This is a genomic window from Pseudomonas sp. Nvir, from assembly GCF_963778085.1.
GTDB lineage: Bacteria > Pseudomonadota > Gammaproteobacteria > Pseudomonadales > Pseudomonadaceae > Aquipseudomonas > Aquipseudomonas juntendi.
In genome coordinates this window covers 2,393,202-2,408,375 of the sequence record NZ_OY970405.1, presented here as the reverse complement: position 1 = coordinate 2,408,375, position 15,174 = coordinate 2,393,202, and the positions used below count along the sequence as shown (strand labels likewise).

Genomic DNA, 15,174 nt, shown 5'->3' with positions numbered 1-15,174 from the left:
TGCGCAACAATAAGGAAAACCGATGCGCCATGAATTCAGCGAAGTGCTCAATGACGGGGTCGACTACTTTCTGCTTGGCGATATCCAGTTGCTCGAACGGTTCAAGCAGGACCAGCAACTGCCCGATGACCTGGCCTACGCCTTCACCCATGACGACAGCGGCGACCAAGCCGTGCGTGAAGGTGTGGTGCTGCCACTGGCCGGGGTCGATAACCTGCCGTACCGCATTCTGTTCACCCTGGACAACCACACACCAGCGCTGCGCGAAGCTGGCAGCCGCCTGAAGCACCAGCGCAACGGCTATGTGCTGCGCGTCGAGCACGGGGCGCTGATGCTGTATACCTGGCGGATGCTTCAGCACTTCACGCCCAAGACGCTGGGTGACTTCTTGGCGCGTTACCAAGTACCGGGGCGGCCGATCATCGAGCTGGACAATGGCTGGTATGACGTGGAGGTGCTGGCCGGCGCAGTGGTGCGCGACGCCTTGTACGAGCCAGCGTTCGAGTTCGTGTTGAAAAAGCGCTGGAACCGGGGCCGGCCGGCCACCGTGGACACTGGCTACGCGTTCGGGCTGCGTGGCTATTTCGACTGATGGTTGCCCGCTCCGGTGTGCGGCGCCGCCAGGGTTAAACCCGGAGGGGGTGCACCGCTGACACTGACGCTATCGGCCCCTTAAGCTCGACCTGGTTGCCATCCGGGTCGTAGCAGTACAGCGACGGCCCTTCGCCTTCGGCACCGTAGCGTTTCTCGGCAGGTTCCACCTGCACCCCCGCCGCTTGCAGGTAGGCCAGCAAGGCGGGCTCATCGAATGGCTCGATACGCAGGCAGAAATGATGCAGGTTGCGCCCCTCGGCGCCCGGCGCCGCACCACCGGTTCGCCCCAGCGGCCCGTCCAGCGTAACCAGGTCGATCATCGCCGTGCCCGTGGCCAGGTGCACCATGCCCAGGTCCTCACGCACGCGGCTGACCGAACAGCCAAGCAGGTCGGTATAGAACGCCACGCTGCGCGGCAGGTCCCTGACCCGCAGTACCAGGTGGTCGATGTGCTGGATGGCGAAGGGTCGCATGGCGGGCTCCTGCTGGCCTGGGGGTGTACCACCATAGCGCAGGACACCAGGCCATCACCAGCACTCGCTACTCATTCACCAGGCGTTGCAGCATGCCCCCTTCATGCCGCGCGATGATGCGCAGCAGTTGGTCGGCCAGCGCCCGGTCCGGCGCATCCAGGTGGAAATGATGACCGCCCGGGTGCCAGGACACCTTCGCATGGTCGGGCAAAGCTGCCTGGCGCTGGCTGAACGCATCGCCGGAAAATGCCCCCTGGCGGCCGAACATCAGGTACAACGGGCAGCGGATCTGGCTGAGCAGGTCGCACGCTTCGCGCTCGGTCAGCGGCATGGGTTCGGGCAGAACCAGCCGTGGGTCGTGGCGCCAGCAATAGCCCTCGCCCAGTTGCAACAGGTCGCGCATGGCCAACAAGCGGGCGGCGCCTTCGGACAGCTCGGTGTCCAGCCGCTCGCGGCGTTGCGCCAAGGCGGTGTCGAGGTCATCGAAGCGGGCGGCGCCCGGCTCGCCGAAGCCCGGTAGCTGGCTGCGCTGCACCATGCGCTTGAGCCGATAGGCCCGCGCCAGGTGCTGCACGCGGTCATCCTCGGCGACGGTGAACGGTGCCCCCATGCCGTCGAGGAACGTCATGCTGGCGATGCCGCTGGTCATGGCCGCAAGCAGCGACGCCACCCCCGTGCCCATGCCGTGGGCCAGTACATGGAATTGGCTCAGGCCGAGGCTGTCGGCAACCGCCAGCATGTCCTCGGCGTGCTCCCACAGGTAATAGCCACTGTCGTGCCGGCGATGGTCGGAACGCCCATGGCCGACCAGGTCGGGGGCCACGACGAAACAGTGTTCGAGCAGCGGTGCCAAGCGGTCGAACGAGGCTGCATTGTCCAGCCAGCCATGCAAGGCCAAGACCGGCATGCCGTCCTCCCGGCCCCAGCAGCGCACCGCGATTTCGATGCCATTGTTGTCCAGCAAGTAATCCTTGGGTGTCGACGATGAACGCATGGGTAGCTTCCTGACTAAGGCCTGGCAAGGCCGCGACACCCCTACCTTGGCGCGATGCCGGCAGCCGCGTTGGTGCCGGGCCGACACTTGCATAGGCCAGACCGACACCCCTCAGCTGAACGTCGCCCCTTGCTCGCCGGCCACAGCGCCCTTCACTGCCCGCGCAGGTCCTCGAAGAATGCCTGCCGGCCATCGACCCGTGCAGACGCCCTTGGCGCCACTGCCGCTTCGCCGCTGGCGGCCTCGACGTGCCAATAGCAGTGCTGCACGGCTCGGGTCACTGCCACGTAGGCCAGGCGCTGCACTTCTTCCTTCTGCGCGGTATCGAACGGCTGGGCGTCTGCGGCCTTGCCCAACCCGGCCTGGCGGTAGACCTGGTTCTTGTAAGGGGAGCTGGTCAGGTACTGGCAGTCGCCGAGCATGAACACCGCGTCGGCCTGCAGCCCCTTGGCACTGTGGTAGGTCAGCTGGCGCAGCCGGCGTTGCTCGGCCGGCAGCGCGGCCTCGGCTTGCACCACGCTTTGCAGGTGCTCGCTCATCAGTGCCCGGTCGCTGCCCTTGCGGTACAGCATCATCACCGTCTCGCCGCGCTGGTAGTGCTCCAACAGTGTCTGGCCCAAGGCTGCCTCATCCCGGTCGAAGACCTTGACCGGCGAGCCCGGCAATTGCGCGGCGGGGCCGCTGGCGCGGGCCTTCTTGCCGGCAATTGCCGGGGTGCCCTTGACCAGGTGCTCGGCGGCATCGATCACCTGTTGCTGGCAACGGTAGTTATCGACCAGCATCACGCGGGTGTTGGCCGGTGCAGCAAAGGCCTTGGTGAATTCCATGAAGTACTTGGGTGAACTGCCGCGCCAGCCATAGATCGACTGCCAGTCGTCGCCCACGCACAGCAGTGACGAATGCTGGGCATGCCGCCCGGTGTGCATGGCCGGGCCGCGTCGGCGTATTTCGCGCAAACTCGCACGCAGCCAGCTGACGATCTGTGGCGACACGTCCTGGAACTCGTCGATCATCAGGTGCGCCAATGGCCGCAACAGCGGGTCGGGTAGCAGGCGCAGGTTTTCCGGGTTGTTTTCGCCGAACAGGGCGAACATGCGGTTGTAGCTCATCACCGGTGGCGACAGGCCCAGCAGGTGCGCTTCCAGGGCTTTCCAGTACAAGGCCAGGGCCTCGAAGAACAGGGCGTCGCTGTCACCGCTGGGGAAACTCATCGACGCCACGGCCGTGTTCACCTCAAGGCCAAGGTTCTCGATGAAATTGGCAGCCCCCACGAACGCATCCAGCAGTGGCGCCGCCGCCAGCTCGCCCTTGACCTTGTACTCGAAGCCAGGGCCCGCCACGGCATCACCGGCCAGCGACGCTGCCAGGCGCCGAGCCATGGCGTAGTTGTCGAGCCAGATCAGCGGCCGGTCGCAGAACGCCTGCAACAAAGTGCGTTTGACCGCCCACTCACCGCGTACCGCCAGCTTGGCGCCAGGGCGCTGGTATTGCGCGCTTTCCGTCGGGTCGAAGCCGAGCACCACCAACGGCCCACCCCCCGCCAGGCGCCCATGCACATGAAACCGGCTGCCACGGATCTCGACGGTATCGCGGCACGGTTCGATACCTGTGATCGGCCAGGCGCCGGCAGCGAACCAGAGGTCCTCGATCACATCACACAGCTCTTCGTCGCGCTGCGCAGCCAATTGCGTAACCTGGGCGCGTTTTTGCACCTCGGGGTTGTTCGGGTCCAGGGGTTTGAGCTGCAAGGCGTCGCTTCGAAGCAAGCCGACCAGCTCGGCAAAGCGTGGGCTTTCATGCAGCACGCGGCTGTAGCACTGGTTCAGTTGCTGGCGTTGGGCGTCATTCAAGCGCAGGTCGAACGGGTTGCTGTCGGCCTCGGCTTCGCGCCCGGCTGGCATGTCGCTGCCCAGCGTTTCGAAAGCACGCAGCTGATCAAAACCCGGCAGGCTGCGCACCAGCGGCAGAATGCGTGAATGGAAGGTCCGCACCAGCTCGCGCGCCTGCGCCGGTTGCAGGTTGATCTGCCACAGGGCGAACACCTGCACCAGGCGCTTGATGAAGTCTTTGCGCGACTCGCGGGTAAAGGTGACCACGGTCATCGCGTCCAGCTCGTAGCCCAGGTAATGGCGCAACAGCAGGATGCGCAGTACCAGCGACGTCGATTTGCCCGCGCCCGCGCCGGCCACCACGCAGGTAGACGGCGTGTCGCTGAAAATCAGCTTCCATTGCGCAGCGCTGGGTTGCGCTTCGGCGGGCAGGCGCTGGGCCACATCGGCCTTGAAGCGTTTTTTCAGTTCAGCCGTCAGCGGCAGGCGCCAGTCGTCGAAGAGGTTGTCGTCGCAGCCAGGCACGGCAGCATCCTCGGGGCGGCTGTCGCGGATCACCAGCACCTGGCGCCCGGCCTCGTAGCCGGCTTCCCGGCCACGCTCGAAACCATCGCGCACACCCTCGGCATGACCCCTGCGTTGCCCGCTGGCATGGCCCTGGAACCATGAGTCCCGGTGCTGCGCCTGCAGGCGGGTCAGGCAGCGCCCAGCAGGCGCGCCGCCACACGGCGAAACCAGGGCAACTGGGCGGGCGGGGTAAGGTCGGCGGGGGCCTGGGGTAGCTCTTGGGCCACGGTCACTCCTTGCTGAACAGAAACAATGGGCATGTTCGCCGCATCGACCCAAAATGGCCAGCGAATGCTTGCAGATCAGGGGATTAGGCGATGAAGCGGATAAGTGCTTGCAGGTTATAGAACCACTAATTCGATTGTTTTGAGCCGATATTTACGCTTATTTTCGATGCTTCTTTGGCGCATCATGGCCTCATCCACTGATTCAAGGAGCACGACCATGCTGCAACTTCGTTCGTTCGATAGCCTCGGCCATGCCAACCACGGCTGGCTCGACGCCCACCACCATTTTTCCTTTGCCGAGTACTACGACCCAGCGCGCATGCACTGGGGCAACCTGCGGGTCTGGAACGATGACCTGATCGCGGCCGGCAGCGGCTTCCCTCCGCACCCACACCGTGACATGGAAATCATCACTTATGTGCGCGAAGGCGCGATCACCCACCAGGACAGCCTTGGCAATAAAGGCCGGACCGAGGCCGGTGACGTCCAGGTGATGAGTGCCGGTACCGGCATCGTGCACAGCGAGTACAACCTGGAAGACGTCGATACCCGTATCTTCCAGATCTGGATCGTGCCGGAACGCACCGGTGAAGCACCGCAATGGGGTAGCCGACCATTCCCCAAAGGTGAACGTGGCGAAGGCTTCGTGACCCTGGCCAGCGGCCGCGCCGGCGATGAAGACAGCCTGCAGATCCGCACCGATGCACGCCTGGTGGCTGCCACCCTGAAAGCGGGTGAGACCGCCGAATACCGTTTCGACGCCGATCGCCGGGGCTACCTGGTACCCGCCAAGGGCCGGGTGGAAGTCAACGGCCTGCGGGTCGAGACGCGTGATGGTGTGGCCATCGAGCAGGAGCAGCTTCTGCGCGTGACCGCCATCGAAGACAGCGAGATCGTGCTGGTGGACGTGGCCTGACCTTCACACGGCAGGCTTGGTGGTCAGCCGGGCTGTCGTTTTCAGCAGCGAGTGCAGTCAATACCGTTTCACAAATCGTTGCGTAGCCGTAGTCTTTGCCGGTAACCGACCACGGAACGTTGACATGCTGCAGTTGCTGCTGACCACCCTGCTCCCGATCATTCTGCTGATTGCCCTGGGTACTTTCCTGCGCCTGCGGGGGTTTCTGGCCGAAACCTTCTGGCCTGGCGCTGAACGCCTTAGCTACTACGTACTGCTGCCAGCGCTGTTCCTGCATGGCCTGGCCACCGCCAACCTGGAGGGTGTGCCGGTGCTGGGCATGGTCGGCGCGCTGATGCTTTCCACCTTGGCGGGCGCGGTGATGCTGGTGCTCTACCAAGGCATGGCAGACCACGAGGGTGCCGATTTCACCTCGGTGTTCCAGGGCGGTATCCGCTTCAACAACTACATTGGTGCCACCCTGGCTGCCGGCCTCTACGGCAGCGCCGGCATAGCCCTGGCCGCGGTTGCCAACGCGGCCATCGTGCCCCTGGTCAACCTGCTCTGCGTGCTGGTGTTCGCCCGCTTCAGCGCCCGCCACAGTTCGCCAGCAACCGTGCTGAAGGCAATCTTCGCCAACCCGCTGATTGTCGGCTGCGCGGGTGGCCTGCTGCTGCGCGTGACCGGGCTGGGCCTGCCGCCGGGTATCGAGCCCACGGTCAAGGCCCTGGGCCAGGCTGCCCTGCCGCTGGGGCTGCTGTGCGTGGGGGCAGCGCTGGGCGGCGCCCGCCTCGGCCAGCAGGCGCGGCCATTACTGGCGGCTTCGGCGTTCAAGTTCCTGGTCATGCCCGTGACCACCTGGGGCCTGTGCCGGCTGCTGGGCCTGGGCGGCCAGGCCGCCGTGGTGGCGGTGCTGTTCCAGGCACTGCCGACAGCCTCGTCCTCCTACGTAATGGCGCGGCAAATGGGCGGCAATGCACCGTTGATGGCCACCATCATCGCCCTGCAAACCGTGGCCGCCGCCGCCACCCTGCCTTTGGTATTAATGCTTACGCTTGGCTAGACTGGCATCAGCCCACCGTTCGGAGTTCGACCATGCGCTTTTCGTGGATGCTGATCGGCCTGACCACCGCCCTGCTTGCCGCCCCCTTGCACGCTGCCGACCCCGCCAAAGCCGCCGTGGCCGAGGGCAAGGCCGAAGCCCTTGAAGAAAAAGTGGTCGAGGCAGCGCCCCCGCCCAAGCCCGCCGAAAAGTTGACCCCGAGCGAAGCGCAGGCCGTGGACCCGGCTGGCAAGGCACCGCTGGATGACAGCCTTACCTGCCTGGCGCGCACCCTTTACTGGGAAGCCAAGGGCGCCGATGCCTCAGACATGGCCGCCGTGGCCAGCGTGGTGCTGAACCGCCTGGGCCAGGATGGCTTTCCGGATACCATCTGTGGTGTGGTCAAGCAGGGCGTTGAAAACAAAGCCTGCCAGTTTTCCTGGTGGTGCGACGGGCGCCCCGACCAGGTCGAGGAGCCGCAGCGCTACGACGTTGCCAAGGAAATTGCGCGCAAAGCCCTCAACCAGCAGTTGCAGGATTCCACTGGCGGCGCGCTCTACTTCCATGACCGCAGTGTGCATCCAGCCTGGGCCAAGACTTATCGCCGAACGGCCAAGACCACGCACTTTTTGTTCTACAAACCCAACCAGGCTTTGGCCCGCTGACAGGGCACGTGTTAGCGCACACTGCCCTGCCACCCGACTTGTCGCCGGCTTTTAGGTTTGTTTGCCCAAGCTTCGCACTTTTGCGGCGGGCAATGGTCTACCTCCCTTCGTGTACCGCCGGCACTAATTGCCGGCGTTTTATTTGCCTTGCACCCGCCTGGGCCAAAAGCCCCGAGCTTGTGTAGGATGAGCAGCGCCTACCACGCCGCTGCCAGTCATAGGGAGATACACATGCGCGTGCTGTCATCCGTTGCCGCCTTGTCGCTTGGCCTGTTGATTTCGACCGGGGCATTGGCCGTTACCGGCGAAGAAGCGCAACTGATCGCGTCGATCAATGCCTACCGCAGCCAGGCCCAACCTTGCGGTGGCGAGGCATCGCTGGAACTGCCGCCGCTGAACAGCGATACCCGCCTGGCGCTGTCGCCGGAGGGCACCCGCGATCTGCAGCAGGCCATGACCCGGGCGGCCTACCCTATGGTCAATGTGCAGGCCATCAGCCTGTCGGGGCCGCGCGATGCGCCTGCGGCCATGCATGCCATCGAGGAAAGTTTCTGCCAGGTGGTGCTGGACCCGCAGTTCGTCGACATTGGCGTCAGCCAGGAAGGCCGCGATTGGCGTATCGTGCTGGCCCGGCCACTGCTCAGTGGCCGCCTCGGTGACTGGCAAGCCGAAGGGCAGAAAGTGGTGGAGGAAATCAACGCGGCCCGCAAGGTGGCGCGGCAGTGTGGCGGGCAACCCTTCGCTGCCGCCCCGCCGTTAAGCTGGAACACGGTGCTGGCGGGGGCTGCCGCCAACCACACGCGGGCCATGGCCAACCAGAATTTCTTCGACCACATCGACAAGGATGGCCGCACCCCCGGCGACCGGGCGGAGCTGGCCGGCTACCTGTATCAGCAGATCGGCGAGAACATTGCCGCTGGGCGTGACACTGCGCACAAGGTGGTCGAAGGCTGGCTGGACAGCCCCGGGCACTGTGCCACGTTGATGAACCCCGAGTTCCGCGACCTGGGGGCTGCCTACGCAGTGGACCCAAAGAGCGATGCGGGCATCTACTGGACCGCACTGTTCGGCACACCACAGTGAATTCGAGCCCCCTTGCAACCCTGTCAGGCGCGCTTCAGCCCTGGTGTGTAGCTGCTCGCAGCTCGAGCGCGGTACAGCCAAACCGCGCCCGCAGGCATTTGCCCAGGTAACTGGCATCGCCCAGGCCGACTTCATCGGCAATCTGCGCCAGGCTGTGGGTGGAGTTGAGCAAGCGCCAGCGTGCTTGCTGCAGGCGCATTTCGCGCCACCAGGCCTTGGCACTCAGGCCATGACTGGCATGAAACTGCCGGTCCAGCTGGCGCCGGCTGATGCCCAACGCTGCCGCCAGTTGCTCCACCGCCAGCGGCGCCCCCAGGTGATGGCGCATCAGTGCCTGCGCCTTCTGCACCTGGCGCCCCGGCCCGCTGCCCCGCTCCAGGGAGCGCAAGGCATGGCGGCTGTCGCGGGTTTCATCCACCAGCATGTCGGCCAAGCCCTTGAGTGCCCGCGTGCGACCGCAGGCACGTGACAGCAGCGCGACAGCCAGGTCGATGGCCGCCGTGCCACCGGCGCAGGTAATACGGTTGCCATCGATGCAGTACAGTTGCTCAGGCAGTAGCTGCACATGCGGGAACGCCGCCCGGAATTCGGCTTCGTGGCGCCAGTGCACCACCACCTTATGCCCGCGCAACAAGCCGCACGCCGCCAGCAGGAAAACACCATTGTCGACCCCGACCAATTTGACGCCCGCCTTGCTGGCGCGCTTGAGCAAAGCCTGGTAGCGCGGTGCAAGTGCGGCGGTGGCCATGGCATTGCGCCCGCCGAACAGCACCAGGTAGTCGAAACTGGCCAGCTCGAGGTCGCCGGCCACGGCCTCGACCTGCAGCACTGCACCGCTGCTGGAAGGCACCGGTTCACCACCCAGCCCCGCCACCGTCCAGCTGCAATAACGCTGCTGGCTGTAGTCCTCGTCATCGGCGCTGAAGCGCAACTTGTCGAGGAACGCGCCAAACGGCAGCAAGGCAAAATCCGGTAGCGGCAAGATCAGCAAGCGAATATCGGGATACACGGCATTCACGTCCAGAAAGTACCATCGAATGTCCGGATATTACCCTGCCAGCGCCACCATTGCGCCCTAGACTGGCGCCCTGTTCATCACATGGCGTTACCCGGCATGAACCTCGACACATGGCTCATCTACCTGCTGGCGAGCATCGGTTTGTCGCTCACCCCAGGCCCTAACAGCCTGCTGGCCTTGACCCACGGCGCCCTGTATGGGGCCCGGCGAACCCTGTTCACCATTGTCGGCGGCGTATTCGGCTTCAGCGCGCTCATCGCCCTGGCGATGTTCGGCCTTGGTGCATTGCTGCAGGCCTCTGCGTCGGTGCTTGGCGTACTGAAATGGCTAGGGGGTGCCTATCTGGTCTGGCTAGGTGTGCAGCTGTGGCGCAGCCCAGGCCTGCAGTTGGAACTCAATGCGGGCAACGCTGGGCTGAACAACGCAGGGTTGTTTCGCCAAGGGCTGCTGTCGGCCATGGCCAACCCCAAGGTGCTGCTGTTCTACGGCGCGTTCCTGCCACAGTTCATCGACCCACAGCGCGGGCTGCTGTTGCAGTTCGTGGTCATGGCGGCCACCTTCGCCAGCGTCGAGTTTCTGGTCGAATACCTGCTGGCGCGGCTGGCGTACCGCGTTCGGCCCTGGCTGAGCAAAGCAGGCAAAGGCTTCAATCGCTGCTGCGGGGGCTTGTTCGCCCTGATTGGCGTGGCCTTGCCCTTGAGCCGCTAGCCCCTGGCACAGGCAGGCCACTGCCACTGGCGTTGCAGCGCCTATCGAGCCTGGCGTGCCTGGAAAACGAAGACCAGCAGCGCCAGCCCCGGCAAGGCGGCGCCCACCAATGCCACCCCTGCCCAACCAACCTGGCTGAACAGCGCACTGGCCACTGCCGAACCCACTGCCCCGCCAAGGAAGATGCTGGTCATGTACACCGCATTCAAACGCCCACGGCTGGCCGGGTCCAGTGCATACACTTCACGCTGGCCGATCACCATGTTCATCTGCACCGCAAAATCCAGCAGCACACCCGTCAGGCCCAGGCCGATCACGCTGTAGCCGGGCACCGTCAAACCCAGCAGCAAGGCGGCCGGCGCCAGTAACAGCGCCAGTAACGACCCCGCCCGGGCATGCCCGGCATCGGCCAGGCGGCCGGCAATGGGTGCCGCAACCGCACCCACTGCGCCGACCAACGCGAACAAGGCAATCTGGCTTTGCGACAGGCCATGCCCTGCAGCCAGGGCCAGTGGCACCGCCGTCCAGTAAAGGCTGAATGCGGCGAACATCAAGGCCTGGTACAGCGAGCGCTGGCGCAGCAGCGGGTAACCGCGCAGCAAGGTGAGCAGCGACAGCATCAGCCCTGCATAACTGGCCTTGTGCTCGGGCCGACGCTGCGGCAGGGTCGACGCCAGCAGCAGGATGATCGCCAACATCACCCCGGCTGCGCCGATGAACACCGCACGCCAGCCGAAGTGGTCGGCCACCAGGCTGGACAACGGCCGGGCCAGCAGGATGCCCAGCAGCAACCCACCCATGATGTTGCCCACTACCCGACCGCGCTGGTGCTCGGGCGCCAGGTGCGCCGCCAGCGGAATCAGCATCTGCACTGCCACTGAACTGAAGCCGATCAGCAGGGCGTAACCCAGGAACAACTGCCCCTGGCCACTGCCACTGGTACCTGCCAACAGCAGGCTGATGCAGGCCAGAACGGCGGTGGCCACCATCAGACGACGGTTTTCCAGCAAGTCGGCCAACGGTACCAGCAACAACAGGCCCAAGGCATAGCCGAGCTGGGTGAGGGAAACGATCAGGCTGGCATGTTCGGTAGACAGCCCCAGGTCCGGGGCGATCAGCCCCACGATGGGTTGGGCGTAGTAGATGTTGGCGACGATAGCGCCGCAGCAGAACGCCAGGAGTACCACCAGGGCCCGGCTCAGGCCGGCAGTGGCCGGTTGCGCTGACGCGACGGAAGGGTTCATGCGAGGTTCCTCGACAAGGTATGGGGATGACGGCCACCTTACCTGCGGGCAGCGGCGCCGAGAATTGGGCAGCTACGCAACGCGCCTTTGCGTACAGCGCAACGCTAGCGGCCAGTATTCAGCACATTTTCGCAAAACCCGATGAAAGCGCTGACCCGTCGCGAACCCCGGTGGTTGGGCAGGTACAGGGCGTTGATACAGTCGTTGGCGGTGCCAGGGTTGGCTTGCCATTCAGGGAAGAGGCGCTGCAGCCGACCGCCTTCAACGTCTTCGCGTACCAGCCAGTCGGCCAGCAATGCAATACCGCTGCCTGCCAGCGCTGTTTCGCGCAACATGTCGGCGTTGGCACTGCGCAGCGGCCCGCTTACGTCCAGCTCCAGGCTTTCCTGGCCACAGGTCAGGCGCCAGGGCCGTGCTTTTTGCCCATAGCGAAAACGCAGGCAGGGGTGTTCAAGCAGCTGCCGGGGGTGCAGGAGCGGCCCGCGCTCGGCCAGGTAGCCCGGGCTGGCGACCAGCCAGCGTTGGAAGCGGCCGAGTGGGCGGCATACCATTTCATCGCTGGGCGCTGGGTCACCCAGGCGGATCGACAGGTCATAACGCCCGTCGAGCAGGTCGTCGATGCGGTCGCTAAGGTCGATGTCCAGCTCCAGCGCCGGGTGGCGCGCCAGAAACGGCCCCAGGTGCGGGGCGATGACCCGCCTGCCGAACTCCACCGGCAAGCACAGGCGCAGCACACCGACCGGTTCCTCACCGCGGTCCGAGATGCTGGCATCGGCCTCGTCCAGCGCCTCGAAGATGCCTCGGGCGCGCTGGTAGTAGCGCGCGCCTGCCTCGGTCAGACTGACCTGGCGCGTCGAACGATTGAGCAAGGTGGCACCCAGCGCCGACTCAAGGGCATCGACCAGGCGCGTCACCGATGAGGTCGCCACCCCCAGCCGGCGTGCAGCCGCTGAAAAACCCTGGGCATCGACGGTGGCCACGAACATTTTCATCGCCAAAAGTTTGTCCATGTCAGGCCGTCCTCGAAAACTCGCAAAGGTCTTACAAACCGCCAGCCCGGTCAAGAAGCGTGGCGCCGAGCAAACCGGGCCATGGCGGGCGCACGCCCAACCCGCGTAAAGCCTACAACCGACCGTAGCTGGATAATAAAACCTTGGCCGCCATACCCGGTGGTTTCATGCATTTTTCCAGACACGATCTAGAATTTTAGACACATCGCGTTAAGTTCAGCCCTGCGACAATCAGCCTCACAAAATTATGTACCAACTTGTTAATTAGCAAGCTAAGGGCTTAAACTGCGCGCATTCCACCTGCTGAGATCCCTGGCATGAACGAAACACCGCGCGCCTCTGGCGCCTCTAAAATCATCCTGATTGGCCTGGGCGTGATCATCGCCCTGCTTGGCCTGCTCCTGGCTGCCGGCGGCGTCAAACTCGCCGGCCTGGGCGGTTCCTGGTACTTCCTGATCGGCGGCCTGGCAATGGCCATCGCCGGTGTGCTCATTGCCCGCCGTAAAAAAGCGGGCGCCTGGCTGTACGCGCTGTTCCTGGTTGGCACTGCCCTTTGGGCGCTGGTCGACGCCGGCCTGGTGTTCTGGCCGCTGTTCTCGCGCCTGTTCATGTTCGGTGTCATCGGCATGGTGGTAGCGCTGGTGTACCCACTGCTGGCCCGCGCCAATGGCGCCAGCGCCGGGCGCGGTGCCTACGGCGTTGCCGCGGTGATGGCCGTGGTGCTGGCGGTTGCCGCCGGCAACATGTTCGTCGCCCACCCAAGCGTGGCCCCTACTGGCAAAGGCCCGGGCATGACCGCGGTCGAGGCCGGCAAGGAACAGAAGGACTGGGCCCACTACGGTAATACCGAAGGTGGCAGCCGCTTCGCCGCGCTGGACCAGATCAACCGTGACAACGTGAACAAGCTGAAGGTGGCCTGGACCTACCACACCGGCGACGTCGCCATCAGCGACGGCAACGGTGCCGAAGACCAGCTGACACCCCTGCAGATCGGCAACAAGGTGTTCATCTGCACCCCGCACAACAACCTGATCGCGCTGGATGCCGACACCGGCAAAGAGCTGTGGAAGAACGCCATCAATGCCCAGTCCAAGGTCTGGCAGCGTTGCCGTGGCCTGGCCTATTTCGATGCCACTGCGGCCATCGCCCAGCCGACCCAGCCCAACAGCTCGCCGGTCACCGGCGGTAGCGTGCCGGCCGGCGCCAACTGCCAGCGTCGCCTGCTGACCAACACCATCGATGGCCGCCTGATTGCCGTCGATGCCGACACCGGCGAGTTCTGCCAGGGCTTCGGCAACAACGGCCAGGTCAACCTGATGGCCGGCCTGGGCGATGTGCCAGACTCTTACTACCAGCTGTCCTCGGCACCGCTGATGGCCGGCACCACCGTGGTGGTCGGCGGCCGCGTTGCCGACAACGTCCAGACCGACATGCCAGGCGGCGTGATCCGTGGCTTCGACGTGATCACCGGGGAAATGCGCTGGGCCTTCGACCCGGGCAACCCGGAAGACCGCCAGGCCCCGCAGGGCGACAACACCTACGTGCGCAGCACCCCGAACAGCTGGGCACCGATGTCCTACGACCCGGCGATGAACACCGTATTCCTGCCGATGGGCTCGTCGTCCACCGACATCTACGGTGTTGAACGCAGCAAGCTGGACCACACCTACGGCGCTTCGGTGCTGGCCCTGGACGCCACCACCGGCAACCAGAAGTGGGTGTACCAGACCGTGCACAACGACCTCTGGGACTTCGACCTGCCGATGCAGCCGAGCCTGATCGACTTCACCAAGGACGACGGCCAGACCGTACCTGCGGTAGTGATCGGCACCAAAGCCGGGCAGATCTATGTGCTCGACCGCGCCACCGGCAAACCGCTGACCCAGGTCGACGAAGTTCCGGTCAAGCCAAGTAACATTCCAAACGAGCCGTACTCGCCAACCCAGCCCAAGTCGGTGGGCATGCCGCAGATCGGCGCGCAGACCCTGACCGAGTCGGACATGTGGGGTGCTACCCCGTATGACCAGCTGCTGTGCCGCATCGACTTCAAGAAGATGCGCTATGACGGCTTGTACACAGCACCCGGCACCGACCTGTCGCTGAGCTTCCCGGGTTCGCTGGGCGGCATGAACTGGGGCAGCCTTTCCACCGACCCGGTGCACGGTTTCATCTTCGTCAACGACATGCGCCTGGGCCTGTGGATCCAGATGATTCCGTCGCAGAACAAAGGCAATGCAGCGTCCGGCGGCGAAGCCCTGAACACCGGCATGGGTGCAGTACCGCTCAAGGGCACCCCGTATGCGGTGAACAAGAACCGCTTCCTGTCGGTAGCCGGTATTCCATGCCAGGCGCCGCCGTTCGGCACCCTCACCGCGATCGACATGAAGACCCGTCAGGTGGCCTGGCAGGTACCGGTGGGCACCGTTGAAGACACCGGCCCGCTGGGTATCCGCATGCACCTGCCGATCAAGATCGGCCTGCCCACCCTGGGCGGCACCCTGTCGACCCAAGGCGGCCTGGTGTTCATTGCCGGCACCCAGGACTTCTACCTGCGCGCCTACAACAGCGGCAACGGTGACGAAATCTGGAAGGCGCGCCTGCCAGTGGGCAGCCAGGGCGGCCCTATGACCTACGTTTCGCCGAAAACCGGCAAGCAGTACGTGGTCGTGACAGCGGGCGGTGCGCGCCAGTCGACCGACCGTGGCGACTACGTGATCGCTTACGCCTTGCCGTAACACAGCGTCGCCCCGTTCGCGGGTGAACCCGCCGTCACAGGAGGATCACTGCCCCGGCAAATGGTGCAGCCCCTGTGGCAGCGGGTTCGC

General features: G+C 64.8%; 12 protein-coding genes and 1 pseudogene. 7 read left to right on the top strand and 6 right to left on the bottom strand.

All coding sequences use genetic code 11. The annotated features are described in order from the left end of the window. The first annotated feature begins 22 nt into the window (after positions 1-22). Positions 23-592, top strand: a complete 570-nt coding sequence (locus tag AACG97_RS11565; RefSeq protein ID WP_197884827.1) for a hypothetical protein — start codon at positions 23-25, stop codon at positions 590-592. Positions 593-626: 34 nt separating this feature from the next. On the opposite strand, the gene AACG97_RS11560 is transcribed toward AACG97_RS11565, so the two are convergent. The 3 genes and pseudogenes from AACG97_RS11560 to AACG97_RS11550 form a co-directional block, all read right to left on the bottom strand. Next, entirely contained in the window at positions 627-1,067 is a 441-nt protein-coding gene (locus AACG97_RS11560; protein ID WP_047149648.1) for a VOC family protein, read from the bottom strand. A gap of 67 nt (positions 1,068-1,134) precedes the next feature. Continuing rightward, positions 1,135-2,061 (bottom strand): alpha/beta fold hydrolase, encoded by a 927-nt coding sequence (locus AACG97_RS11555; RefSeq protein ID WP_029887323.1) that lies wholly within the window; start codon positions 2,059-2,061, stop codon positions 1,135-1,137. A 152-nt stretch (positions 2,062-2,213) separates the two neighbouring features. Next, positions 2,214-4,717 (bottom strand): annotated as a pseudogene (locus AACG97_RS11550) (UvrD-helicase domain-containing protein). Positions 4,718-4,901: 184 nt separating this feature from the next. Here AACG97_RS11550 and AACG97_RS11545 point away from each other — a divergent pair. The 4 genes from AACG97_RS11545 (at position 4,902) to AACG97_RS11530 (ending at position 8,369) form a co-directional block, all read left to right on the top strand. Next, positions 4,902-5,600, top strand: coding sequence for a pirin family protein (locus tag AACG97_RS11545; RefSeq protein ID WP_197884825.1), 699 nt, complete (start codon positions 4,902-4,904; stop codon positions 5,598-5,600). 124 nt (positions 5,601-5,724) lie between these two features. Next, positions 5,725-6,642 (top strand): AEC family transporter, encoded by a 918-nt coding sequence (locus AACG97_RS11540; protein WP_054882236.1) that lies wholly within the window; start codon positions 5,725-5,727, stop codon positions 6,640-6,642. Positions 6,643-6,674: 32 nt separating this feature from the next. Next, entirely contained in the window at positions 6,675-7,286 is a 612-nt protein-coding gene (locus AACG97_RS11535) for a cell wall hydrolase (RefSeq protein WP_054882235.1), read from the top strand. A gap of 231 nt (positions 7,287-7,517) precedes the next feature. Beyond that, the gene (locus tag AACG97_RS11530; protein ID WP_047149650.1) at positions 7,518-8,369 is read left to right on the top strand and encodes a CAP domain-containing protein; all 852 of its coding nucleotides are present in this window, start codon (positions 7,518-7,520) and stop codon (positions 8,367-8,369) included. A gap of 34 nt (positions 8,370-8,403) precedes the next feature. Here AACG97_RS11530 and AACG97_RS11525 read toward each other — a convergent pair whose 3' ends face one another. After that, positions 8,404-9,378 carry a GlxA family transcriptional regulator gene (locus AACG97_RS11525; RefSeq protein ID WP_009686537.1) on the bottom strand — a complete coding sequence of 325 codons (975 nt, stop codon included), beginning with the start codon at positions 9,376-9,378 and terminating at the stop codon, positions 8,404-8,406. Positions 9,379-9,483: 105 nt separating this feature from the next. On the opposite strand from AACG97_RS11525, the gene AACG97_RS11520 reads away from it, so the two are divergent. Next, positions 9,484-10,095: a LysE family translocator gene (locus AACG97_RS11520; RefSeq protein WP_009686536.1), complete on the top strand. Its 612-nt coding sequence runs from the start codon at positions 9,484-9,486 to the stop codon at positions 10,093-10,095. Positions 10,096-10,136: 41 nt separating this feature from the next. Here AACG97_RS11520 and AACG97_RS11515 read toward each other — a convergent pair whose 3' ends face one another. Both AACG97_RS11515 and AACG97_RS11510 read right to left on the bottom strand, forming a co-directional pair. Next, positions 10,137-11,339: an MFS transporter gene (locus AACG97_RS11515; RefSeq protein WP_197884824.1), complete on the bottom strand. Its 1,203-nt coding sequence runs from the start codon at positions 11,337-11,339 to the stop codon at positions 10,137-10,139. 104 nt (positions 11,340-11,443) lie between these two features. Continuing rightward, a complete protein-coding gene (locus AACG97_RS11510) occupies positions 11,444-12,349 on the bottom strand; it encodes a LysR family transcriptional regulator (RefSeq protein ID WP_225785600.1) in 906 nt (301 codons plus the stop codon). 317 nt (positions 12,350-12,666) lie between these two features. Between AACG97_RS11510 and AACG97_RS11505 the strand changes: the two genes are divergently transcribed. Next, positions 12,667-15,084, top strand: coding sequence for a glucose/quinate/shikimate family membrane-bound PQQ-dependent dehydrogenase (locus AACG97_RS11505; protein WP_225785601.1), 2,418 nt, complete (start codon positions 12,667-12,669; stop codon positions 15,082-15,084). The last annotated feature ends 90 nt before the right edge of the window (positions 15,085-15,174 follow it).

Excerpts from the sequence above, each read along its gene's own strand:
- AACG97_RS11505 (WP_225785601.1), top strand. The coding sequence starts at position 12,667 with ATGAACGAAACACCGCGCGCCTCTGGCGCCTCTAAAATCATCCTGATT.
- AACG97_RS11515 (WP_197884824.1), bottom strand. The coding sequence starts at position 11,339 with ATGAACCCTTCCGTCGCGTCAGCGCAACCGGCCACTGCCGGCCTGAGC.
- AACG97_RS11545 (WP_197884825.1), top strand. The coding sequence starts at position 4,902 with ATGCTGCAACTTCGTTCGTTCGATAGCCTCGGCCATGCCAACCACGGC.
- AACG97_RS11555 (WP_029887323.1), bottom strand. The coding sequence starts at position 2,061 with ATGCGTTCATCGTCGACACCCAAGGATTACTTGCTGGACAACAATGGC.
- AACG97_RS11520 (WP_009686536.1), top strand. The coding sequence starts at position 9,484 with ATGAACCTCGACACATGGCTCATCTACCTGCTGGCGAGCATCGGTTTG.
- AACG97_RS11530 (WP_047149650.1), top strand. The coding sequence starts at position 7,518 with ATGCGCGTGCTGTCATCCGTTGCCGCCTTGTCGCTTGGCCTGTTGATT.
- AACG97_RS11565 (WP_197884827.1), top strand. The coding sequence starts at position 23 with ATGCGCCATGAATTCAGCGAAGTGCTCAATGACGGGGTCGACTACTTT.
- AACG97_RS11560 (WP_047149648.1), bottom strand. The coding sequence starts at position 1,067 with ATGCGACCCTTCGCCATCCAGCACATCGACCACCTGGTACTGCGGGTC.
- AACG97_RS11535 (WP_054882235.1), top strand. The coding sequence starts at position 6,675 with ATGCGCTTTTCGTGGATGCTGATCGGCCTGACCACCGCCCTGCTTGCC.
- AACG97_RS11510 (WP_225785600.1), bottom strand. The coding sequence starts at position 12,349 with ATGGACAAACTTTTGGCGATGAAAATGTTCGTGGCCACCGTCGATGCC.
- AACG97_RS11540 (WP_054882236.1), top strand. The coding sequence starts at position 5,725 with ATGCTGCAGTTGCTGCTGACCACCCTGCTCCCGATCATTCTGCTGATT.